This is a genomic window from Vagococcus fluvialis (assembly GCF_003337315.1).
GTDB lineage: Bacteria > Bacillota > Bacilli > Lactobacillales > Vagococcaceae > Vagococcus > Vagococcus fluvialis.
On sequence record NZ_QPJV01000001.1, the window covers coordinates 354,125 to 376,233 of the forward strand.

Annotated in this window: 18 protein-coding genes; 6 read left to right on the top strand and 12 right to left on the bottom strand. The window is 32.9% G+C overall.

Annotated elements, in window-relative coordinates:
- Window positions 1-107: 107 nt before the first annotated feature.
- On the bottom strand, window positions 108-1,322 hold the full coding sequence (locus tag DFR54_RS01660; RefSeq protein ID WP_114288628.1) for a pyridoxal-phosphate-dependent aminotransferase family protein: 1,215 nt from the start codon (window positions 1,320-1,322) through the stop codon (window positions 108-110).
- A 162-nt stretch (window positions 1,323-1,484) separates the two neighbouring features.
- On the opposite strand from DFR54_RS01660, the gene DFR54_RS01665 reads away from it, so the two are divergent.
- The gene (locus DFR54_RS01665; RefSeq protein WP_114288629.1) at window positions 1,485-3,116 is read left to right on the top strand and encodes a PucR family transcriptional regulator; all 1,632 of its coding nucleotides are present in this window, start codon (window positions 1,485-1,487) and stop codon (window positions 3,114-3,116) included.
- An 18-nt stretch (window positions 3,117-3,134) separates the two neighbouring features.
- Window positions 3,135-3,983 (top strand): alpha/beta hydrolase, encoded by an 849-nt coding sequence (locus DFR54_RS01670; protein ID WP_114288630.1) that lies wholly within the window; start codon window positions 3,135-3,137, stop codon window positions 3,981-3,983.
- Between the two features lie 37 nt (window positions 3,984-4,020).
- Here DFR54_RS01670 and arcC read toward each other — a convergent pair whose 3' ends face one another.
- The 9 genes from arcC to allW form a co-directional block, all read right to left on the bottom strand.
- Complete coding sequence (arcC, locus tag DFR54_RS01675; protein WP_114288631.1) at window positions 4,021-4,947, bottom strand: carbamate kinase; 927 nt, start codon at window positions 4,945-4,947, stop codon at window positions 4,021-4,023.
- Window positions 4,948-5,168: 221 nt separating this feature from the next.
- Complete coding sequence (locus DFR54_RS01680) at window positions 5,169-6,425, bottom strand: YlbE family protein (RefSeq protein ID WP_114288632.1); 1,257 nt, start codon at window positions 6,423-6,425, stop codon at window positions 5,169-5,171.
- Window positions 6,426-6,438: 13 nt separating this feature from the next.
- Window positions 6,439-8,172 carry an acyl-CoA synthetase FdrA gene (fdrA, locus tag DFR54_RS01685; RefSeq protein WP_114288633.1) on the bottom strand — a complete coding sequence of 578 codons (1,734 nt, stop codon included), beginning with the start codon at window positions 8,170-8,172 and terminating at the stop codon, window positions 6,439-6,441.
- Between the two features lie 24 nt (window positions 8,173-8,196).
- Complete coding sequence (allD, locus tag DFR54_RS01690) at window positions 8,197-9,258, bottom strand: ureidoglycolate dehydrogenase (RefSeq protein ID WP_114288634.1); 1,062 nt, start codon at window positions 9,256-9,258, stop codon at window positions 8,197-8,199.
- A gap of 15 nt (window positions 9,259-9,273) precedes the next feature.
- Entirely contained in the window at window positions 9,274-10,059 is a 786-nt protein-coding gene (allE, locus tag DFR54_RS01695) for a (S)-ureidoglycine aminohydrolase (protein ID WP_114288635.1), read from the bottom strand.
- A gap of 17 nt (window positions 10,060-10,076) precedes the next feature.
- A complete protein-coding gene (gene allC / locus DFR54_RS01700) occupies window positions 10,077-11,309 on the bottom strand; it encodes an allantoate deiminase (protein WP_114288636.1) in 1,233 nt (410 codons plus the stop codon).
- 129 nt (window positions 11,310-11,438) lie between these two features.
- Window positions 11,439-12,671, bottom strand: a complete 1,233-nt coding sequence (locus tag DFR54_RS01705; RefSeq protein WP_114288637.1) for an MFS transporter — start codon at window positions 12,669-12,671, stop codon at window positions 11,439-11,441.
- A gap of 174 nt (window positions 12,672-12,845) precedes the next feature.
- Complete coding sequence (gene allB / locus DFR54_RS01710) at window positions 12,846-14,213, bottom strand: allantoinase AllB (protein ID WP_114288638.1); 1,368 nt, start codon at window positions 14,211-14,213, stop codon at window positions 12,846-12,848.
- Window positions 14,214-14,236: 23 nt separating this feature from the next.
- Window positions 14,237-15,691 (bottom strand): allantoin permease, encoded by a 1,455-nt coding sequence (allW, locus tag DFR54_RS01715; RefSeq protein WP_114288654.1) that lies wholly within the window; start codon window positions 15,689-15,691, stop codon window positions 14,237-14,239.
- 355 nt (window positions 15,692-16,046) lie between these two features.
- Here allW and DFR54_RS01720 point away from each other — a divergent pair, with 355 nt between their 5' ends.
- Window positions 16,047-16,745 carry a DsbA family oxidoreductase gene (locus DFR54_RS01720; RefSeq protein WP_114288639.1) on the top strand — a complete coding sequence of 233 codons (699 nt, stop codon included), beginning with the start codon at window positions 16,047-16,049 and terminating at the stop codon, window positions 16,743-16,745.
- 82 nt (window positions 16,746-16,827) lie between these two features.
- Here DFR54_RS01720 and DFR54_RS01725 read toward each other — a convergent pair whose 3' ends face one another.
- Window positions 16,828-17,346 (bottom strand): GNAT family N-acetyltransferase, encoded by a 519-nt coding sequence (locus DFR54_RS01725; RefSeq protein WP_114288640.1) that lies wholly within the window; start codon window positions 17,344-17,346, stop codon window positions 16,828-16,830.
- A 233-nt stretch (window positions 17,347-17,579) separates the two neighbouring features.
- On the opposite strand from DFR54_RS01725, the gene DFR54_RS01730 reads away from it, so the two are divergent.
- On the top strand, window positions 17,580-18,206 hold the full coding sequence (locus tag DFR54_RS01730) for a FusB/FusC family EF-G-binding protein (protein WP_114288641.1): 627 nt from the start codon (window positions 17,580-17,582) through the stop codon (window positions 18,204-18,206).
- A gap of 39 nt (window positions 18,207-18,245) precedes the next feature.
- Here DFR54_RS01730 and DFR54_RS01735 read toward each other — a convergent pair whose 3' ends face one another.
- The gene (locus DFR54_RS01735; protein ID WP_086342825.1) at window positions 18,246-19,436 is read right to left on the bottom strand and encodes a coenzyme F420-0:L-glutamate ligase; all 1,191 of its coding nucleotides are present in this window, start codon (window positions 19,434-19,436) and stop codon (window positions 18,246-18,248) included.
- Between the two features lie 121 nt (window positions 19,437-19,557).
- On the opposite strand from DFR54_RS01735, the gene DFR54_RS01740 reads away from it, so the two are divergent.
- Complete coding sequence (locus DFR54_RS01740; RefSeq protein WP_114288642.1) at window positions 19,558-20,457, top strand: LysR family transcriptional regulator; 900 nt, start codon at window positions 19,558-19,560, stop codon at window positions 20,455-20,457.
- Window positions 20,458-20,549: 92 nt separating this feature from the next.
- Complete coding sequence (locus DFR54_RS13325) at window positions 20,550-21,866, top strand: LPXTG cell wall anchor domain-containing protein (protein ID WP_249033352.1); 1,317 nt, start codon at window positions 20,550-20,552, stop codon at window positions 21,864-21,866.
- The last annotated feature ends 243 nt before the right edge of the window (window positions 21,867-22,109 follow it).

Below are 22,109 nucleotides of genomic sequence, written 5' to 3' on the forward strand. Positions count from 1 at the left end.
ACATCTAATAGACATAAAGTATACCTTTGAATAAATATCATATGTTGTTATTGTATCAAAAATACAAAATAAAGCCACAAAAAAACAGCTACATCATCATAGCTGTTTTACTTAGATGTCATCAAATAGACTTCCAATGCTGCTTGAGTTGCTTTTCCGACTTTAATATCTGCTCCTTGATAAATTAAAGCTGCTTCAAGAGCACCTAAAACATGTAGCACATTTTCCTTCCGACTACTATATCCCATGTTACCAATTCGCCAAACTTTTCCTTTAAGAGGGCCAAACGATGAAGCAATTTCTACTCCAAATTCATTTAAGAGCATTTCTCTTACACTGTCTCCGTCTATACCTTTTGGAATCATGATTGGAGTGACAGTTGGCATTTTTGTACTCTTATCCCCATATATACTAAGTCCCATAGCTTCAATTCCAGCTTGGATGGCTTTATCATTTAATAAATGACGCTTAAAGCTCATTTCGATACCTTCATTTGTTAATAATCTTAATCCCTCATGAAGCGCATAAATCATACTTGTTGCTTCAGTATGATGATTAATTCGTTCATTTCCCCAATAACGTTGCAATTGGCTTAAATCAAGATAATTACTACTAATGTGTCGCTTATTTCTAAACTCTTTACTTAAACCTAGTTCTTGTTGATAACGAGATTCGATGACTTTTTTTACACGGTCATTATATGTGATAAGGGATAAACCAGATGGCACACTTACACATTTTTGAGTGCCAGCAATAGCTATATCAATTTTCCACTCATCTACTTTGATTTCAACGCCACCATAAGTTGCAACAGTATCAACCACAAAAAAGATATCATTTTCGCGGCAATAAGATCCAATACTTGCTAAAGGTTGCATTTGACCATTAGCAGTTTCCCCGTGAACCATCGCTACTATTTTAGGTTGATGAGTTTCAATTGCTTTAATCACGTCACTTGCTAAAAAAACACTGTCCCATTCTTTTTCTAGATAAATAACTTCCGCCTTAGCTCTTTCAGCAATCTCTCCTAAAAGATAAGCAAAACGACCATAAGCAGGGATTAATACTTTGTCTCCTGGTTCTATTAGAGCTATTAATCCAGCTTCAAGCCCAGAACGAGAAGTCCCATCAATTGCAAAAGCCTCTTCATTAGTTGTTTGAAAAGGAATCTTTATCATCTCTTTAACTTCATCCATAATAGTTAAAAAAATTGGATCAAATTGGCCTAGTACAGGAGTTGCCATTGCTCTTAAAACAGATGGATAAGCCTCTACAGGCCCTGGTGTCATAATAGTTCTAGTTGGTGTATTAAAAGGTTGCATTCCTATCATCTCCTTTATTTCTATTATCTATTTATCATTCCATCAATTCACTAGTCAAAGTGCACTGTTCTATATTTTTTTTGTCCACTTTGAACAACGGTTCGCAAGTAATTTAACTTTATAATATAATAGTATTTAACATATACTTCGAGGTGATGTAGGATGAATTCTTTAAGAGATATATTAACTTTACCCAGATTTTCTGATCTTTTATTACTAACCAAACATGCTAATTTAGATATTCCTGTTAAAAATGTAGAGATTAGTGAGACACCAGATATTGCTAACTTTACTTCCAGTCACAATTTTATTTTAACAACTGCTATGGTTTATAAAGATAACCAATCAATGCTAAAAGAATTAATTGATTCTTTAATCAATATTAATGTTTCTGGTCTAGGTATCAAAGTAGGGCGTTTTATTGAAGAAATCGATTCTGACATTATTGATTATGCGGATAAGAAAAAGTTTGCTTTAGTTCAAATACCTGAAACCCTTCCCTTAGGCGGTGTTCTTCAACAAATTAATAGCTTTATTAATCAATCCAAAACCGAGCAAATAAGTTACGCCCTAGATATTCAAAAACAATTTTCTAATTTAATTTTAAATGATGCTAGCTTCTCAAAAATAGTTAATGAATTTAGCAACATCATTAAGTGCCCCATCATTCTTTTAGATCCCTTTAAAGAAGCTGTATCCTATTCTAAAAATTTAGATAATTTTCAAGTATCTCCAATGGAGCTGATCAAGAATTTAATTAAGCAGAAAGCTTTCTCTCATGAACTTCAATCAACAAGCAAATTTATTGATTTAGGTAATAAAAATCAGGTTGAAATAGCTGTTTATCCCATTAAAAGTAATAATTTCTTTCCTTATTATCTGATCATTGTCTCCCCTGAGAATATTCCTTATCCTGTTTCTGAATTTGCTATTGATCAAGCTTTACTTGTCTTAAGCTTTGTACTTCTTAAAAATGATAAGGTTCTAGATTCAAAAAAACAAATTAAGAGTGATTATTTTCTAAACTTAATTGAAAGGCAAGAATATCAATTACTCAATGATAAAAGTTGGTCAACTTATGATACAAATTTTGGTATTCAACTTTCACAATTTTATCAGATTATTTATGTCACAATTGATCATTCTAGTACAGATTCTTTAAAAATTAAGCTTAACGAAGAAAAAATGAAACTTGCCTATCAATGGTTAGATAAAAAAATTACAAGTTTCTTCCCAAAAGCTCTTATTTTCCCTGAAAAAAATAGTAATCAATTAATTATCATGCTACAAAATAATATTTCTCAGCACAGTTTAACTGATTCTCTTATCCTATTAGCAGGACAACTCAAACAAGTTTTGCCTATTGATTTAACTTTTGCATGTGGTCAATCTTGTAATAGCATCGATCAGTTATCAACATCTTTAGTTGAAGCAAAAATTATTTCTGATGAAAATAAAAAGAAAACAAACCCTAACTCAGTAGCCTTTTACAAACCTAAGGGAATCTTAAATCTTTTTGACAATATGCATGCAGAAGAAATTAATTACTTCTGTCGAAAAATGCTTAAAGATTTAGCCTACCCTTCTGAGAGTATGTATATAGAACTCAGAAAAACACTAAAAACATTTTTAAATAATCAATGCGAAATCACTAAAACGGCCAATGACTTATTCATTCATCGAAATACAGTTAAATACCGTATAGATAACTGTGAAGATATTTTAGGTTTTACAATTTCATCACCAGAAAACAGTTTAAATCTTAGACTTGCACTTGAATTATCAGAACAATAAATAAAAAGAGGTTTCTATATGACTGTCACTTTTACATATAATCAATTAAATCAACTAGAACTACAGGCAACATTATATTCGGCTTCAAATCCTAAAGGCTTAATTTTATATTTTCATGGTGGTGGGTTAATTTATGGTAGTCGTGATGACTTACCTTCATCCTATATTAACCAATTCACACAAGCTGGTTATTCTTTACTATCCCTAGATTACCCTTTGATTCCAGAAGTTAAAATTGATACTTTAGTTCAATCTTTAGAAGAGGGAATTCAGCAATTAGAATTAATTCCTGAACTTAAAAATGAAAATTTTAGCCGCCTTATTTATTTTGGACGCTCAGCAGGTGCTTTTTTAGCATTGCTTTTAAGTCAATCTAAAAAACTAAAAATCCCTGAGCAGATTATCAGTTTCTATGGCTATTATTCCTTAACAGAACATCTATTATCTGAACCTAGCTCTCATTACAAAAACTATCAAGCAGTTCCTTTCATGACAGTATACGAGCTAATAAAGAAAGAACCTATCGTAAATTCGTTAATAGAGGAACGTTTTCCTATCTATCTTTCATATCGTCAATCAGGTACTTGGGTTAAAGAATTACTAGGAAGAAAAAATAAGGCAGAAGATTTTAGTTTAACAAAAGAATCTTTAAAAAACTTGCCACCTACTTTTATTGCGGCAAGTCACTCTGATCAGGATGTTCCTGTTAGTATTAGCCAAGAGATGAGTAAGTTAATACCTAATACTCAAACTTTTTTAACTGAAAATCTACCTCATGATTTTGATGCTAATTTACAATTAGATGTTGGTAAAACTTGTTATCAAGAAGTCATTTATTGGCTTGATTCTTTCAATAAAAAAGACTAGAAATAAGTAACTAAACTTATTTCTAGTCTTTTAATTTCTATCCAACAATACGAGTGCCAGCATTTCCTTCTAAAGCTTCTACTGCTTCTGTTAAAGAACAGATAATAGCTGTTTTACCTAATTTAGCAAACTCAATACAAGCTGCCATTTTTGGTCCCATACTACCATCAGAGAAATGACCTTCTCCGTAATATTGCTCTGCTTTTTCAATACTAATTGTTTCTAATTTTTCTTGATCTGGTTTACCGTAGTTAATGTAAACATTAGGAACATCCGTTAAAATCATTAATACATCTGATTCCACGTCTTGTGATAAGCGTAATGCTGATGAATCTTTATCAATAACAGCAGCAACACCTTCTAAATTCCCTTTTTCGTTTCTAGCAACAGGAATTCCGCCACCACCAGTTGATACCACAACAATATCATTTTCAAGCATTGTTTTAATCACATTAACTTCTACGATTCCTTTAGGTTCAGGTGAGGCGACTAAACGGCGGTAACCACGTCCTGCATCTTCTCCCATGACCCAACCTTTTTCTTCAGCTAATTGATTACTTTCTTCTTCTGTATAGAAAGAGCCAATTGGTTTTGTTGGGTTGTTAAATGCTTTATCAGCTAAATCAACTTCAGTCATTGTTAAAACGGTTGCCACATTTTTTTCAGGTAACCTATTTTTTAATGACTCTTGTAACATATAGCCGATAAATCCTTGAGATTCAGCACTACAAATTGGAAGTGGTTGAACAGGAACCTCTTCTTTTGCTAATTCATTTTGACGTAAAATTTGACCAACTTGTGGGCCATTTCCATGAACGATAACTAACTCATGTCCTGCTTTTATAATTTTCGAAATGCTTTCTGCACTCACTTCAATGTTAGCTTTTTGGTTTTCAAAAGTACCTTCTTGTCCTGGTTGTAAAATGGCGTTGCCACCTAATGCTAATACGACTCTTTGTCTCATATTTTATTCTCCCTTAATTAAACATCTTATGCTTTTATTGTTCTAAAATTTAATGGGGCTGAGGCATAGATATGCCACAGTCCCCATTTTCAAAACTAAACGGTGTATCAGAAGTAGCTTCTTCGGAAATAAACCGAAAATCACAAAAATTTGAAAAACAATTTTCATGATTCCCTTTTTATTTCTTGAAGCTGAACACTTCTGTCACAACCTCTGATTTATTACATCCCTAATTTTTTAGCGTAAGCTTCAATTGCTTTTTCAAAACATGAAATTGGTGGGTTAACAGTTCCTGCACCGATTTGTCCAATTCCTGCTTTTTTATGTGCAATACCTGTGTTAATAACTGGTGTAATCCCTTTTTCAACAACAAGTCTGGCATCAATTCCTAAACAAATTCCTCTGAAATCCCAAGTTGGTACAGGGAAGTTAGGGTTTTGACTCATACAGATTTCTGACATTTCATTTGATGTGTTTAAGGCATCATAAAAGCCACCTGAACCAACAAAACGTGTTACAGCAGGAGCAGCAATCATAGCCATTCCCCCAACACCAAATGTTTCAGTAATAGCAGAGTCCCCAATATCTGTGTTAGCATCTTCTCCGCTATAACCTGCAAAGTATAATCCTTGAGGTGTGTTTACAGGACCTGTAAACCACTCATCTCCCATACCACTAATACGAATACCAAAGTCTTTACCATTACGGCACATAGCAGTAACAATTGTTCCTTCTTCAATCGTTCTAGCCCCATCCATAACAGCTTTTGTACTTGCCATCATAATGTTTAAGAAAAATTGATCTGTATCAGCTAAGAATGTAGAGACTTCTTGTTTTTCTTTTTCAGAAATATCTAAAGTTGTAATAATTGGTCCCACTTCTTTATAAAAAGCAAGTGAAGCTGCAATATTACGTTGATGGAATTCATCTCCCATAGCAATGGCTTTAGCCACTAACACATTGACGTTTAATCCGTCTTCCATTTCTTGTAACGCTTTACTTAAAACTGGACCTAATGTATCTCTCATCCAACGCAGGCGATTAACAACTTCTTCAGAATAAGCGCCAAATCGTAATACAGCTCCGATTCCTTCATTCATTGTACAGTAAGCAGTGTTGCCTTCTGTTTTATTTTCAACAACAAAAACTGGCATGTTTGCTGACGTAATTCCACCCATTGGTCCTACTGCATTGTGGTGATGACATGGTGAAAATTCAACTTCACCATTTGATAACATGTTACGCGCATCCTCTTCATTATCAGCCCATTCCTCAAAAAGAACCGCTCCCACACATGATCCTTGCATTGGGTCAGTCATGTCTTCCCATTTAATGGGAGGGCCAGCATGTAGTAACATTTTTTTATTTAAATCTGGAATAACAGATTTTGCAGGTACAACATCTAATAAAAATGGTGCTGATTGGACTACTTTATCAATGACTGCTTGGTTAGCATCTTCAATTGTTTTAAAACTCATTTTTTATTTCCCCCTATTTAGCGTCAAACTCATATTGGTTTAAGAAGTATAAAACTTTTTGTAATTCTACATTTCCACCAGCAGAAGGACGCCATTCAAAATGAACTACCTCACCTTTGTTGTCAATGATTGAATCAGTAAAACTTTGTAAACCAATGTTAATGATTTTTGGTGTTTCAGCAATTAACTCGGCTAAACTTGATGAAACAGCTGGTAATTCTTCTAATGTACTTGCTTGTTTTGCTACAACTTCTTTAGATGAGAATGTTAATTTACTTCCAACAACTGCTAAAGCAGTTTGTAATGCTTGGACGTTATTCTCACAAACAATCACACCAATCTCTTCTAAAATAGAGATTTGTTCACTCATGTTTTGACGGTCTTCGTCTGTTCCTACAACAACTGCAACAAAAGTTACGTCTGTTTTTTCTTTGGCTTCAACAATGGCTGGTTTTAAAGCATTAGCCATATCTTCATGAGCACCGTATCCAAGAACAACGTCAAATACAACGACAGCTGTTTCAGGTTGATCCACAACAGATTTAATTTTATCAATACGGATTTCAGGATCAATCATTGGATGAGGTTTTCCTTTAGTATACATATCGTCCCCTAAGTCAATAACTTCGTGACTGTCTGATTTTAATGTATAACCTTCTGGTGTATTTTCTTTTGATAAACCTAGAGCATCACTTAATAAAAAGGCTGCTTCATAAGCTAATGTTCCACCTGAATAATAACCTTTAATTCCTTTAGCAGTACTTAGTGCAACTTCTTTAGCTGGAGCTGGTGAATAAACAACTTCTTCATTGTTCATTAATTTAGTTCCTAATTGAGCTGCTTCTTCTAATGTATAGGCATGGTATAAACCTTCTTCATGTTGCGTTGGTTTAGATCCTAAGAATAAAGTAACTACTGGTTTTTCAATTTTTCTAAGAACATTTAAAACACGTTCTTCGATTTCTTTTGCAGGTGGTTTAGAGATAACAATAATCACATCTGTATCTGCGTCGCTGTTTAAAGCAACAATACTGTCGATCATTGAAATAGCTCCAACTGCTGTTGATAAATCGCGTCCACCAGTTCCGATGGCATTTGTTACCCCTTGACCATAACGGTGAATTAAAGTAGTTACTTCTTGGATACCTGTTCCAGAAGCACCAATCACACCAATACGACCTTTACGGTTATTGTTTGTAAATGCTAATGGTAAACCGTGAATAACACCTGTTCCACAGTCAGGTCCCATTACTAATAACCCTTTATCATGAGCTTTTTGTTTTAAGCGAGCTTCTTCTTCAATTGGTACATTGTCACTAAAGACAAAGGCATGTAAACCATTATCAATGGCTTTTTCAATTTCAAGAGCAGCATACTCACCAGGAATAGAAATCAGCGCCACATTAGCATTTGGTGCTTTTTTCATGGCTTTTTCCCATGAATTGATTTTTTCTTCTACAGATCCGCCACCATCGTTAGTACTGCTTAATTCTTCATCAATCATTTTTAACACTTTATCTTTGTCATCCTCAGATGCCACTTCAAGCATAACAACCATGTCATTACTTGTTGCCTCAGCAAGTTCTGATGTATCAAAACCACTTGCTTTAAAGATGTCGATGTTTGACGGTGTCCCCATCATAATTGATACTCTTTCAACTTCTGGTAGTTGATTTAATTTACTTGTTAAAAGCATCAAAACAACAGAGTCTTGATAACTGTTTTTCATTATAATTGTTTGTAACATCTCTTAATCTCCTATTCCTTTTATTTAAGCAAATGCGTCAGAATGATCGTAAGCATCATAGTGTACAGCATCACTAATTAAGTAATCATAAATACTTTTAGCAACTGGAATGCCATTTTCTAAATGGTCTTTATGACGAATCTCAGATAATTCTCCTGGATAGTAAACTTGCTCTACACCAGTTGCTGGTTTACTTTCATTCAATTCTTTAATCATTACTGATAAATTCTCTTTAAATGTCTCTAAATCTGTAAAATAAGATGGGTTTATTAGAACAAAAAGCTGACCTAAATTACGTCCTTCTGATAAATCTGCATACATGGAGCTTACATGTTTTCCAAATGGTAATCCTAGAAGAGAACCTGATAGAATATCAACCATCATCATCAAGCCATATCCTTTTGGACCGGAAATTGGCAATAACCCATGTACTTCGTGAGCATCCTTTGTTGGATTTCCATCTTTATCAACTGCCCATGTATTTGGAATCTCTTTATTTTTACTACGAGCGTCTAAAATTTTTCCCCAAGCTTGAACAGTAGTGGCCATATCAAAAATAATAGGACGTTCATTTTTAGTAGGTGCACTAAAAGCAATTGGATTTGTCCCGAAATAAGGTTCTGTTCCACCAAAAGGGACAGCCATTGGATCTGACTGACAAACTGCTAAGGCAACTAAATCTTGTTGTGCTGCAAGATCTACATAATAAGAGAGCATACCACTATGTCCCATTCTAGAAATACCAACAATCCCAACGCCTGTTTCTTTTGCCATATCTACTGCATAATCAAGAGCTTTCCTACTTGCTACATGACCAATGGCATTATCCGCATGAAAAATTCCAGTACTTGCTCCCGTTTTTTCAAATTTAAAATCTGGGTGAATTGTCGTTCCACCTTTTGCTATTCTTTCCGAGTAGTACTCCACACGAACTGCTCCGTGAGAATGTACACCTCTTAAATCTGCATAAGTTAAATGATTAGCTACTTCTTGTGCATGATCTGATGTCAAACCAGCTTTTTCAAGCTTGGTTTGCATCAATTGTTTTAACTCTTCTTTTCCTAAATAAATAATTTCCTCTGTCATTTTCTTCACACCTTTTTATATTTCAACATCTCTGTTGCAATCTTTTGAATATAAATAACTTAAGGAACCTTTTGTACCTACTGAGTAACAAGCTTGTAAGTTATATGCACCCATAAAAATATAGTCGCCTTTTTTTACAGGCATCCAATTATTATCTAAGTTATACATTCCCTCACCACTTAAAAGTAGTGCTCCGTGTTCTTGATAATGTGTTTCAATATAGCCATGAGATCCACCTTCAGCAAAAGTTAAAATGTGGAAGTTCATATCAAAGTTTAAGTCAGTTGGTAATAAATCTTTTAAGCCAACGTTTGTCATACCTTCATAATCTTGATTTTCAATATCGTTAGAATTTCCAACGACTGCGTACGGTTGGTATCCTTCAGCTTCTTGATAACGTTTTTTGTAAAGGAAAGTTTCAGTATTATTAGTTGATTTATTCTCAAATTTAAGGGTTTCAGTTGGCGGACAATACGCATAACCACCAGTTGTTAATTCATGAATCTCTTCACCAATTTGAACTGTCAATTCCCCGTCTAATACATAAATAAAGCTTTCAACTCCATTACCACCAAAACCTTTTGTATTTCCACCATTAGGTAAAACGCGACATAAATAATCTACAAAACTTGCACCCATTTTAGGTGTTGCTAAGATTGTCATCTCACAATTTTCAAAATTTGGAATAGTATTTTTGACTAATCCTTGAGGTGGAATTAAAGCAAAGTTACCTCTTTCTACAATTGCTCGTGATGCTAATAAATCTTTTGGATACCCTAATTCATTTGTTCTATAACCCATTTTAAATAATCTCCTTCTTATTCTTCGTATGCTAGTTTATAAAGTGAAGCTGTTAATGCTTTCACTCCTTCAACTAGGTCTTCTGTTTTAGTTGCTTCTGCTGGGTTATGACTAATCCCACCAATACTTGGGACAAAAATCATAGCCGTTGGTACATGAAGTGCAAAAATTTGGGAATCGTGTCCTGCGCCACTATGCATAGTTGTGTAGTTTAGCCCAGTCTCTTGACACGCTTCTTCTAAAACTTTGACAACCTCTTTAGACATTGGCACTGGATCTTCATCTAACCAAATATCAATATTAATATCTATTTCTAACTCACTAGCAATTTTTCTAAATAAACTTTCTACTTCTTTAGTAAATCTATTTAGTACGTCACCTTCTGTATGGCGACAATCCATTGTAAAGAATGTTTCTCCTGGCACCACGTTAACTGTATTCGGTTTTACATCAATGTGTCCAAAAGTTAATACTAAAGGATCTCCCCACTCTTTTGCTTTATCAATACTTTCTGAAATCATCTTACTCATGGCGTAAACTGTATCATGACGGAAGCCCATCGGTGTTGTTCCAGCGTGATTCGCTTCTCCTTTAAGAGTAATATCATAACGTTTTTGACCAACAATGTTATTCACAACTGCCACTTGTTTGCCAGTATTTTCTAAAACATTTCCTTGCTCAATATGAATTTCAACAAAAGCTTTGATATCATCTCTTAATGTTTCATCTTCATTTCTAAAATCAAATCCCGCTTGTTTCATGGCATCTGTAAATAAGATACCTTCTGCGTCTTCTGCGTAAAGAACATCTTGTTTATCCACTAAACCAAAAATATTTTTACTGCCCCAAAATGCAAATGGAAAACGACTACCTTCTTCTTCTGCCATTGAAACAACTTCTAAGTTTCTAAGTGGCTCTCCGTATGTTTCTTTTAGGTGCTTAATTGCTAAGTAGGAAGCTAAAATACCAAATTGTCCATCTAATGCGCCGCCATTAACAACTGTATCTACATGAGATCCCGTCATAATAGTTTCATCTTTATATTTACTTCCCTCTAGTTTTCCAAAAAGATTACCTACTGCATCAAAGTTTGTTGTTAAACCTATTGATTCAAATTTTTCTTTCAAACCATTTTGAGCTTCTAACCATGCAGCATCATATAATAATCTTGTTGTTCCACCTTTAGAATCTAAGCCAATTGATGATAACCAATTAACATGTTCTTCTACTACTTTGTATAATTCACTCATTGATTGACACATCCTTGTTTGTCTTTATATTTATATTGTAAGCCTTTTATTTCTTTTATTTAACTAGTCATATTCACAAAGTTTAGTTGTTACTTGTGCACTTTGGCTATACTGATTTCACACAGTGCACTAAATACTAACTTCTTTTGATTCTTTTAGTTTATTCGTTAAGTAAAAAATAGTTGTTCCAATAATTAAAATCACAATTGAGATGTAAAACGCATTAATTTTAGAACCTGTCATATCTGATATTTTACCTGTTAAAGAAGGAGCAATAACTGAAGAACTCATTCCTAAAAAGTTAAAGACACCTAATGTAGTCGCTAACCCTTTTCTAGGCACTTGTTCGCCCAACCAAGAAATAATGATTGGCTCTACTACTACTTTTCCAAAAAAGCCGTAAAGTAATAAACCTAACATTAAAATGTTCTTATTGGTGCTCATAACAGCTAAATAAAGAGAAGCTGCTGCAACAATTTCTAAAAATACTGCTAATTCTACTTTTTTATCGGTATATCTATCAGCAATACGACTAAAAATTAACGCTCCTGGTACAGAAGAGACGAAAATTAATGATGATGCTAAACCAATTGTCGCTCCTTCAAAACCTCTTTCAGTTTCTAAAAAGTTTGGAAGCCACGTATTAACTAAGTAGTAAGCGTAACATGTTGCAAAATAAATTGAATAAGCTCCGATCATTTTAGGTGCAAATAACTCTTTTGTTGTTAATTTTTTTTCTACTTCTTCTATTCCATTAGAATTAATGGTTTGTACTTGAGGGTTATCTTTTTTAATATAGAAAACAAATACCACTGTCATTAACAAAATAGTAATAAGGGAAGCCCACTCCATATATTGCCATGGTAAACCAAGTTGAGAGACAAAATAACTTGAGGCAATCATACCTATCCCACTACCAATAGCTGTCCCACAGTTAACGACTGCTGTAGCAACACTTCTATATTTTGATGGCACATATTCATTAGTTAATGAAAATGCAACACCGTAAAACGTCCCACTACCAACTCCTGCTAAAACATTTCCAAAATACATCATATTTAAATTTTTTGAAGAAGCTAAGAGTAATGTTCCAAGAGCAAATAATAAAAACCCAGGAATTAAAACAGTTTTTTTACCAAACTTATCCACTAAAATACCTGAAGGAATTTGCATTAGCACATATCCTAGAAAGTAAAAACTTGATATTGCTCCAATCTTCGCATCAGTTGCTCCACCAAAGTATTCACTTAATTGAGGATAAATTGGCGTCAGAGCCGTACGGTTTAACCAAACAACAATCCAACCTAATGTAGAAACAATAACAATCTGTTTCCAATAATTATTTTTTATTTTTTCGTTCAATTTTTACTCACCTTTTCTTTATTATCTCATTCTACCTAAGTATAGGTTCCTTTCTCACAAAATACATTAGCAAATTCTATCAAATTAACTAATCCTTTTGTGTAAAATGAACGAAAACTTTTTCATCTTATTTCATAACGAAAAGAAGCTGACGAATTATCAGCTTCCTTATTTCTATTTTTTAATGAAAACTCCAATTGTATCATTTGATACACCAGTTTCTTTAGAATAAATTGTTTGACCACGTAAAATTGTTTGAACAACTTGTGCTCCAATTGTTCTTCCAATGTAAGGACTAATTTTATTTTTATACTCTAAATCTTCTGCTTGTAATGTATAAGCATCATTTGGAGAGATGAACACAAAGTCAGCATCTTTTCCAATTGTAATGCTTCCTTTAGTATCTAAACCAAATCTTTCAGCTGGATTTGTAGCAATCATATCAGCAAATTGATTCAATGACATACCACGTTTTTGGACACCTTCGTCAAATAACACATCTACGTTATTTTGAACACCAGAGATTCCGCCCCAAGCTTCAAAAGCATTTTCTTTATCTTTTAAATCTGGAGTACAAGGTGAATGGTCAGATGTTACAAAAGAAATTTCCCCTGTCATCACTTTTTCCCATAAACCATTTTGTGCTTTTTTATCACGAATTGGAGGTGAACATTTAACAACTGGTCCAATAGCATCTAATTCATCTGTTTCAAAGTAAAGGTAATGTGTACAAGTCTCACAAGTTACATCTACACCTTCTTGACGAGCTTTTGTTACTTCTTCAACACCTTCAGGACAAGCTACGTGACAAATGTGAATACGACAGCCTGTTTCTTTAGCAAATAAAATTACTCGACGGATTGGTTCAACTTCTGTGAAAACTGGTCTTGATTCAACATATGCTTTTAGAGTTGTTTCACCGTTTTGGTATGCAATCTCCCCAAGTCTATCTGTAATAGCTGCATTTTCAGCATGAATTGCTAATACTTTACCCGTTTTAGCAATTTGTTTCATCCCTTCATATAATGAGTAGTCATCTACATTCATAAAGTCGCCATCAATTGTACGATCGCCGCAAGTTGACATAAACGCTTTGTAAGCTGCTGCGCCACCTTCATTTAACTCTTGAATGCCACCATCTAAGTTATAAGGAACTAACCCACCAAATGAACCTACATCTGACATTAGTTTTCCTTCACCTGCTGCAAATTTAATATCTAATGACTCTTTATTAACAGTCGCTGGCACTTGGTTTAAAGGCATCTCCATAAATGAAGTTACCCCACCTTTAGCACAAGCTTTAGTTCCTGTTTCATATCCTTCCCAAAAATCTCTAAAACCGCCACCTGGATCAGTAATGTGTACATGAGCATCAACCATACCTGGACTAACAACTAATCCTTTTGCATCAATAACTTCTTTAGCTTCACCGAGGTCATCTCCAATGGCAGCAATTTTACCATCTTTAACACCAATGTTTGTTACTTTCTCTCCATTATCTAAAATAACCAAACCGTTTTTAATTAATAAATCAAAACTCATACTAATTTCCTCCTAAATGGAATTTATTTTAATTTTTTTAATCCTAAGTAAATAATAAACGAAAGTCCTGCTCCTACTAAGAATGATAGATTTGAAATAACTTTTAAGCTAGGAATAAATGTTCCTAACATTGAAATTATTAACGCTATTATTGTTGCGATATAAGCATTTTTATTAACACCTTTATATGGATTATCTGAATTATCAGCACTTGGATCCATATAAAGTTTATCTAAATCTAACTCCTGTTTAGCTACAAAGAAATATTCCGCTAGCATGACACCTATAACTGGTCCTAAAACAGCACCAATCATATTTAAAAAGAAGAAGATACTATCTGAGTTTTCCATTAACTTCCAAGGCATAATCACATAACTAATAACTCCGGCAATAATAACACCTTTTTTATAGTTAATTGTTTTAGGGAAAAGAGCTGCTAACTGATAAGCTGCAGGAACGATATTCCCTGTTGCATTTGTTGAGATAGTTGTCATTAATAATACAACAATAGCAAGTAACATTGCTGGCATATTATCCCATTTATCAACGATATTTAACACATTCCACTCTTGTACGCCGTAATGAATAGAACCACCAATTAAAATTGAAATACTTGAGAAAGCAAAAATTAAGTAACCAACTAATAAACTTGCTGTTTGACCAACACGTTGATCTTTAGTTGATTTAGCATTTTGAGTAAAGTCTGAAATACTCGCCCCAGGTCCTGCCCAAACCGCTAAAACAGAGTTAATAATCATAAAATAAACTAAGATTGGTGAATTATTTTGTACTTGATCAACTGCAGGTCTAAACGCTAGAATATTTCCTAAACCGCCACCTACTTTAATTGCCCAAATAGTCATTCCAATAAACACAACGTAAATTAACGGATTTAAAATTGCAGTAAATTTATTTAACGCTTCGCCTCCACCTAAACCAATTAGCAAGTTTATAGCCCAAAAGATTGTAAAAGCAATTAAACCTGGCAAACTAATTCCAAAGAAACTAAAATCGCCACCTAATGTTAAAAATCCTGGCCAAATTTTCCCAATTAAAATAAGTAAAGCTAATGAAGCTGTAAAGTTTTGTAAACCAAACCACGCAATAGCAGCAATTCCTCCTCTTAGGAATCCTGGTAATTTAGCTCCTATGTCACCGTATGCTGATCTTAAATGCATTGAAAAAGGAATCCCATATTTCGAACCTGCTTTTCCATTAAAAACCATTAATCCAGCCACAGCTAAACTACTTATAATTAACGCTATCATTATATTGATAGGAGATAATCCTAAAAATAAAAATCCTCCTACCGCAGTATAATTAGGTATATTATGAATAGAACCCATCCACAATGTAAAGTAGTTTTTGGCACTCATGTTTCTTTTATCTTCAGTTTTAGGTAAAAGATCCTCATTATACCCTCGCTTTCGGATTAAGCTAACTTGCTCTTCTGTCACTAAAATTTCTTTTTCTGACATCGGAATGTCTTTTTGACTTGCTTCCATAATGTCCTCCTTAGATGTTGTATCAGCTGCTGATAGGTTCATATTACACAAACTTTAAAACGGTTACATTAGTTTGTTTTTACAATATCAAAAAAATCTTTGTGCACTTTAGCTAAACCTTGTACTAACACTACATTATTAAAATATTTATCTTATAAAAAAACATTTAATCTTGTAATTTTGCTAGTGATTTGTTCCTTTTATACAAAGGTTAGTTTGTGAATCACATTTCGAAGTTACTTTTATTTAGTAAGTTGAGCATATCCTTTGTCTTTTTATTTTATAGTAGCGTATGATGAAGACAATAAAAGAATAGGTGGTTTTAAAAATGAAAATCGAATTTTTTCATGATGTCATTTGTAGTTTTTGTTTTCCTATGTCATATCGTATGAGACAAGTCCAAAAAAAATATCCTAATATAGAAATTATTCATCGCTCTTTTGCATTAGCGTGGGACGCGGAAGATTTAAACAAAATGTTTGGTAACCGAGATAATGCAAAAAAAGAAATCCTAGGTCACTGGGAACACGCTAATCAAAATGATGACCTTCATCGTTTTAATATTGAAGGCATGAAACAAGCTGACTTTCCATTTCCAACATCAAAAAACGGACTTCTTGCTTCAAAAGCAGCTAAATTAATTGGCGGTGAGGAAGCTTATTGGCAAGTTTTCGATAATATTCAAGAAGCTCTATTTGTAAATAACAAAGATATTGAGTCAATGGATGTTATTAAAGAAGCTGTATTAGATGCTGATCTTAATTGGGATGAATTTGAAAAAGTTTTTCACTCTGATGAGGCACTTGAGGCTGTTAATGAAGATTTAAAATTAGCTTACCGATACGGTATTCAAGGAGCACCCTTTTTAGTAATCAATGAAAAGTATGGCATTAACGGTGCTCAACCAATTCAAGTGATTGAAGAAACTATTGAAAAAATAGCTGTTGAAATTCATGAACCATTAACATTAATCGAAGATGGTCAATCTTGTAGCTTAGATGAAAACGGTACTTGGACTTGTGACTAAGAAAACAGAGGTTAAGACAGAAATGTTCAACTGCAAGAAGTAAAAAGGAGAGATGTAAGTAAAAAACTTACATCTCTCCTTTTTATATAATCACTTGATAAGCTTTTCGCTCACCATCACTGACACTTGGTAATATAATATCCCCTTGATACTTAAATCCTGCTTTTTCAATAACTTTTTGCATTCTTGTATTTACTGGATGTGTATCAATTCTAATGTCCTTATATCCAAGGTTAACTGATAGAGAGATTAAACATCCTAAAAAGAATTGACCTTTTCCTCTTTCTTTAATATCTGAGTGAATAGCAATTCTATGTAGAGAAACATATTTATCAGAAGGCAACCAACTACCATTAGTTATTTTCCCATAACCCGTTTGCTCTTCTTTTGTAATTGTTCCGTAGCCTATAATTTTACTTTCTTCTATCAATACATAACCTTCTTCAAGTTCAAGATCATTTAGCAATCTTTCTTTATTTGGGCCATCATTATTTCGCCATTGGGGAATACCTGCTTTATTTAATGTTTCTCTTCCGTTTTCGATAATCGTTAATATATCTGCTAAATCTTGTTCGTTTGCTTTTCTAACGTAGTACAACATAGTTTCTCCCCCTTTAAATTGAAATTTTATTATATGTTAAAACGGCTATTTTTAATAGTAAATTACTTTACAGTTTTTCCGAAAGATTATATAATACTCTCATTCACTAGGAGGTGATTGAGATGATAACATCATCTTTAACTATATTCAAGGTTTCATTTATTTGATGATACTTTGATAAAACTTATTTTTCTTCAAAGTATCTATGACTTATAGGAAGAAGGAAAATAAAAATGATACAACCATATGAATATAACTATGTAAAAAAACAAATAACTCAATTAATCGATATTTATAAAACAGTTAATGATAAACAAACTATCATGACCTCACAAGAGTTGACTACTTTAAACATCTTACCTATTTTAGGTAGTGAGTTACATGAAAAAATTCGCATTGCTTACCTTGATGTCACTTTAACAAATGCAAAAGCGACAAAGATTTTCGAGGTCTTAAAAGAAGAAGTTATTCCTTTTGAAGAAGCAAGTGATAAACAAATTGAAAAATCCTTTAAAAAAGTAAAAAAATTAAAATTACCTGATATGACTCACTATGATTTAAAAGAAACTAATTATTTAGCTTGGGATGATATTGGTACTCAAAGAAAATACCTTAATTTTTACAGTGATGATAAATTAGTTGGCTTTTACGGTGTCATGTCCACACAAGTTATAAAAAATGTTTGCTCTATTTGCCATCAAATTGATAATGTAGCTATGTTTATGTCTACAACGAAAAGTTCAGGTGATGGAACATATACGAAAAAAGGAAATTATATTTGTAAAGATAGCTTTAAATGTAATCAACAAATGACTACTTTAGATTATCTCCACGATTTCCATCAAACAGTTTCTAAATAACAAAAACACTTAAGGATATAAATTCCTTAAGTGTTTTTACTATTTTGTAAAGTTATCGAAGTATCCTTGAATGAAAACAATCGGTGTTCCTTTGTCTCCACTACCTGATGTTAAGTCTGCTAAAGAACCAATTAAGTCAGTTAACTGACGAGGTGTTGTTCCTTGTGCTTCCATAGAACCAGTTAAATCTTCATCTTTTTCGTTAATATGTTTTTTAATAGCTGCTTCTAAATCTGCTCCACGTAAATCAGAGAAGTTATTATCAGCTAAGTATTTTAATTTGACTTCATTAGGTGTTCCTTCAAGTCCTGAAGTAAAGGCTGGTGAAACAACTGGATCAGCAAGTTCCCAAATTTTCCCAACTGGATCTTTGAAAGCTCCGTCTCCGTAAACCATAACTTCTACTAGCTTACCTGTTTCTTTTTGAAGCATCTCTTGAATTTTTTCAACTACCGGCTGACAGTTTCTAGGGAATAATTTTACCCCTTCTTCTGTTGATTTGTTAGAACCAAGCAAGCCATAATTTTCGTTAAAGCCACTTCCATCTACAGATTCAGATAAAATATCATCTAAAGTGTAAACTTTTTCAGCACCATTATTTTCTAAAATACGTTTTGTACGGTAACGAGTATGGATATCACAAGTTAAGACATTTTTAGTGTAATCTAAAATTGTTTTAGGTTTTTGAGAGAAAATAACCTCACACTCAGCACCTTCTGCTACAACTAATTCTTTATAATATTCTATGTAGTCAACACCTGTAAAAGTGTGTTTGCTGAATCCAAAAAGTTCTCTAAATTCTGCTTCACTTAATACATCAGTCCAAGGGTTAATTCCTTTTTCATCTAAGGCATCTAGAGAAACAATATGGTTTCCAACTTCATCAGAAGGATAGCTCATCATTAAAACAACTTTTTTAGTTCCTCTGGCAATTCCTTTTAACAGATTAGAAAAACGATTACGACTGAAAATTGGGAAAATAACTCCAACAGTTGATTCACCAAATTTACTAGTTACATCTTTAGCAATTTGATCAATTGATGCGTAGTTTCCTTGCGCTCTTGCAACAATCGATTCTGTGATTGCTACGATATCTTTATCTTGTACTGTGAAACCTTCTGCTTTTGAGGCATTAAGTACACTTTCAACAACAATCGATTCAATATTATCCCCTTCATTAATAATAGGACAACGTAAACCTCTTGTAACTGTTCCAACTGTGCGTTCCAATAGAACTCGCTCCTTTATGCATATCATTTTGCATTCATAAATTTTCTACTCTTGTACTATACATGGTTTTATGATATAAGTAAAATTAATATATAGTATATCTGATATAAGGAGGATTTATATGGTGAACAAACTTGATTTGTATCGTGTCTTCTATGAAGTGGCACAACATAAAAGTTTTTCAAAAGCTGCTAAAAGTCTTTATTTAACACAACCGGCCGTTAGTCAATCTATTTCCCAACTAGAAACTGAATTAGATATCCGCCTCTTTAACCGTAACCCACAAGGAGTTATTTTAACTGAAGAAGGAAAACTACTGTACGATTATGTCCATTCTGCTCTTAACTTACTTAGTTCTGGAGAAAATAAAATGGAAGAGTTTAAAAACTTACAAGGTGGGAAAATTGCAATTGGTGTTGGTGATACTATTTCACGCTATTTTCTTCTTCCCTTTTTAGAAACATTTCATCAACAATACCCAGATATTTCTTTTAAGTTAGTTAATGGTACAACCTTTGAGCTTGTAGAAATTCTAAAACAAGGTAAAATTGATATCGCTATTTGTAACTTTCCTGTTGAAGATGACCGCTTGGAAAAAATCACTTGTAAAAATATTCAAGATACCTTTGTTTATGGTACTAAATACAATAGCGAATTTAATCAGCCTATATCAATCGAAGACGTTTTAAACTATCCTATTATTTGTTTAGACCAAGATTCTATTTCACGTCATTTTATGGATGAACTACTGGCAAAAAAAAATCTTTCTCTTAATCCAGAATTTGAACTTGGTTCTCACGACTTGTTGCTTGATTTTGCTAGAATAAATTTAGGTGTTGCTTGTGTTACTCGTGAGTTTTCAACTTCTTATATAGAACCAGGTTTACTAAAAGAAATTGCTTTAACTGAAGAAATTCCTAAGAGAAGTATTGGTATTTGTTATTTGAAAAATGTTTCTCTCTCTCTTGCTAGTAAAAAATTTGTTGATATTATAACTGACAAAACTTCTGAAAAAATTTAAAAAACAGTTATTGTAAAAATTGTTTATTTTTTGAACATTTAAGTGTATAATAGATTTGAAGTCTGTATTTTTATATTAAAGGAGCGATATTCATGAAGAAACATACAGTTGGTTTTACGCTACTAACTTTAATTTGTGTACCATTTTTAGTTGTTACTACTTCCGTAGTGAATGCAGAGGATACTCAGTCTACTTCTGAATCTTCTACAGAAATTAGTTCAGTTGAAGAATCAGTGTCTAGAGAAACTTCTGAAATTGAAATACCTAAAAAAACAAATAAAGAAACAACAAAAACTTCAGCCACTAACAAAGAAGAAGCTAAGCCTTTTGAAATTGACACTAAATCACTAATAGGTGAAAAAGGACAAATTAAATTATCTAAAATTGGATCTATCGAACCAAAGGGTGAGTTTGAAGTATTTGAAAATAAATTTATCAAAGTTGAAAAAGATGGCACATGGGTAGCTTTAAAAGATGGTAAAACTAAGTTTACTTTAAACTATACTTTATCTGATAATACACTAAAAGAAATTCAAAAAGAAAACCCTGATTACATTATCAACAAAACAAATAAAACTGAAGAAATAAGTGCTGAACTAACTAAATCTCCTGCTCAAAAATCTGATATCAAAATGGAAATTGTTGGTGGAAACTTAACAGACGTAAAAGGACGATTAAAAATTAAAGTGGTAGATGGACCAGAAGTGACTGGGAAATTTACTGAAATCAAACCAGCATCTAAAGAGCCGTTTACTTTGGGATCAGATGGTAGCTATGTTATTGGTGAAAAAGCTAAGTATGAAAAATTAAATCAAGAAATTGAATTTACTTTAGATAAAGATTCATATGATAAGTTAGCAGCTCTACCAGAAAATAGTGGAAAAACAGTTGAAAAAACTTATAAGATGACTGTTACTAAAAAAGCACAAAAAGATGTGGTTATTAAATTCAAAAATAAAGGAATCACTACAACAGTTGGAGGACAAGGTCGTCTTCTTTTAGAAGATACTGTTGAAGGTGTTAAAATTGAAGAAATTGAAAAAGTTAAATTCAAACCTTTAGAGAATAATTACTTTTTATCAATTGATGAGTTAGGAAATTGGAAAGCACTTAAAGCTGGAGAAGGTCCTTTAAAACCTGCTGTTACTCTTGATGATAAAACAATGACTGCTTTAAAAACAGAATTTAAAGACTACGATATTAATATTGAAAGTGAAACTGTTAATGTCGTAATCAAACAAACTGGAACTGACTCTGGTGGTGGAACAAATGGTAAAAAATATGAACCTGTTGCTACACTACCTCAAACTGGGGAAGAAAAACTACGCTTTGCAAGTATTACAGGAATTGTTATTCTTGCCTTAGTCGGTATATTCTTCTTTGTTAAAAGAAAAAAAAGTACTAAATAATTACAAACAGACTAATCATCTACCCCTTAATAGATGATTAGTCTGTTTTTTCTATTTGAATTCCCCATTGTTAGTTTGATACTTAAAATAATTCTCTCGTAACTGTTTAATTTATTTAATAAAGTCAGCTATTTTTTTATTTCTACCTCCTCGTATAGTATTATTAGAATCATTTTTTGATTCTATGTATATTCAAATCACTTTGTGTTTTAGAATTGTATTAAGCAGATAGAGGTCATCCGT

Bases quoted from the DNA above. Each gene is read 5' to 3' on its own strand.
- allW (WP_114288654.1), bottom strand. From the start codon at position 15,691: ATGTCAGAAAAAGAAATTTTAGTGACAGAAGAGCAAGTTAGCTTAATC.
- DFR54_RS01725 (WP_114288640.1), bottom strand. From the start codon at position 17,346: ATGTTGTACTACGTTAGAAAAGCAAACGAACAAGATTTAGCAGATATA.
- DFR54_RS01670 (WP_114288630.1), top strand. From the start codon at position 3,135: ATGACTGTCACTTTTACATATAATCAATTAAATCAACTAGAACTACAG.
- allD (WP_114288634.1), bottom strand. From the start codon at position 9,258: ATGACAGAGGAAATTATTTATTTAGGAAAAGAAGAGTTAAAACAATTG.
- DFR54_RS01665 (WP_114288629.1), top strand. From the start codon at position 1,485: ATGAATTCTTTAAGAGATATATTAACTTTACCCAGATTTTCTGATCTT.
- DFR54_RS01740 (WP_114288642.1), top strand. From the start codon at position 19,558: ATGGTGAACAAACTTGATTTGTATCGTGTCTTCTATGAAGTGGCACAA.
- DFR54_RS13325 (WP_249033352.1), top strand. From the start codon at position 20,550: ATGAAGAAACATACAGTTGGTTTTACGCTACTAACTTTAATTTGTGTA.
- fdrA (WP_114288633.1), bottom strand. From the start codon at position 8,172: ATGTTACAAACAATTATAATGAAAAACAGTTATCAAGACTCTGTTGTT.
- DFR54_RS01730 (WP_114288641.1), top strand. From the start codon at position 17,580: ATGATACAACCATATGAATATAACTATGTAAAAAAACAAATAACTCAA.
- DFR54_RS01720 (WP_114288639.1), top strand. From the start codon at position 16,047: ATGAAAATCGAATTTTTTCATGATGTCATTTGTAGTTTTTGTTTTCCT.
- allE (WP_114288635.1), bottom strand. From the start codon at position 10,059: ATGGGTTATAGAACAAATGAATTAGGGTATCCAAAAGATTTATTAGCA.
- allC (WP_114288636.1), bottom strand. From the start codon at position 11,309: ATGAGTGAATTATACAAAGTAGTAGAAGAACATGTTAATTGGTTATCA.
- arcC (WP_114288631.1), bottom strand. From the start codon at position 4,947: ATGAGACAAAGAGTCGTATTAGCATTAGGTGGCAACGCCATTTTACAA.
- DFR54_RS01660 (WP_114288628.1), bottom strand. From the start codon at position 1,322: ATGCAACCTTTTAATACACCAACTAGAACTATTATGACACCAGGGCCT.
- allB (WP_114288638.1), bottom strand. From the start codon at position 14,213: ATGAGTTTTGATTTATTAATTAAAAACGGTTTGGTTATTTTAGATAAT.
- DFR54_RS01680 (WP_114288632.1), bottom strand. From the start codon at position 6,425: ATGAGTTTTAAAACAATTGAAGATGCTAACCAAGCAGTCATTGATAAA.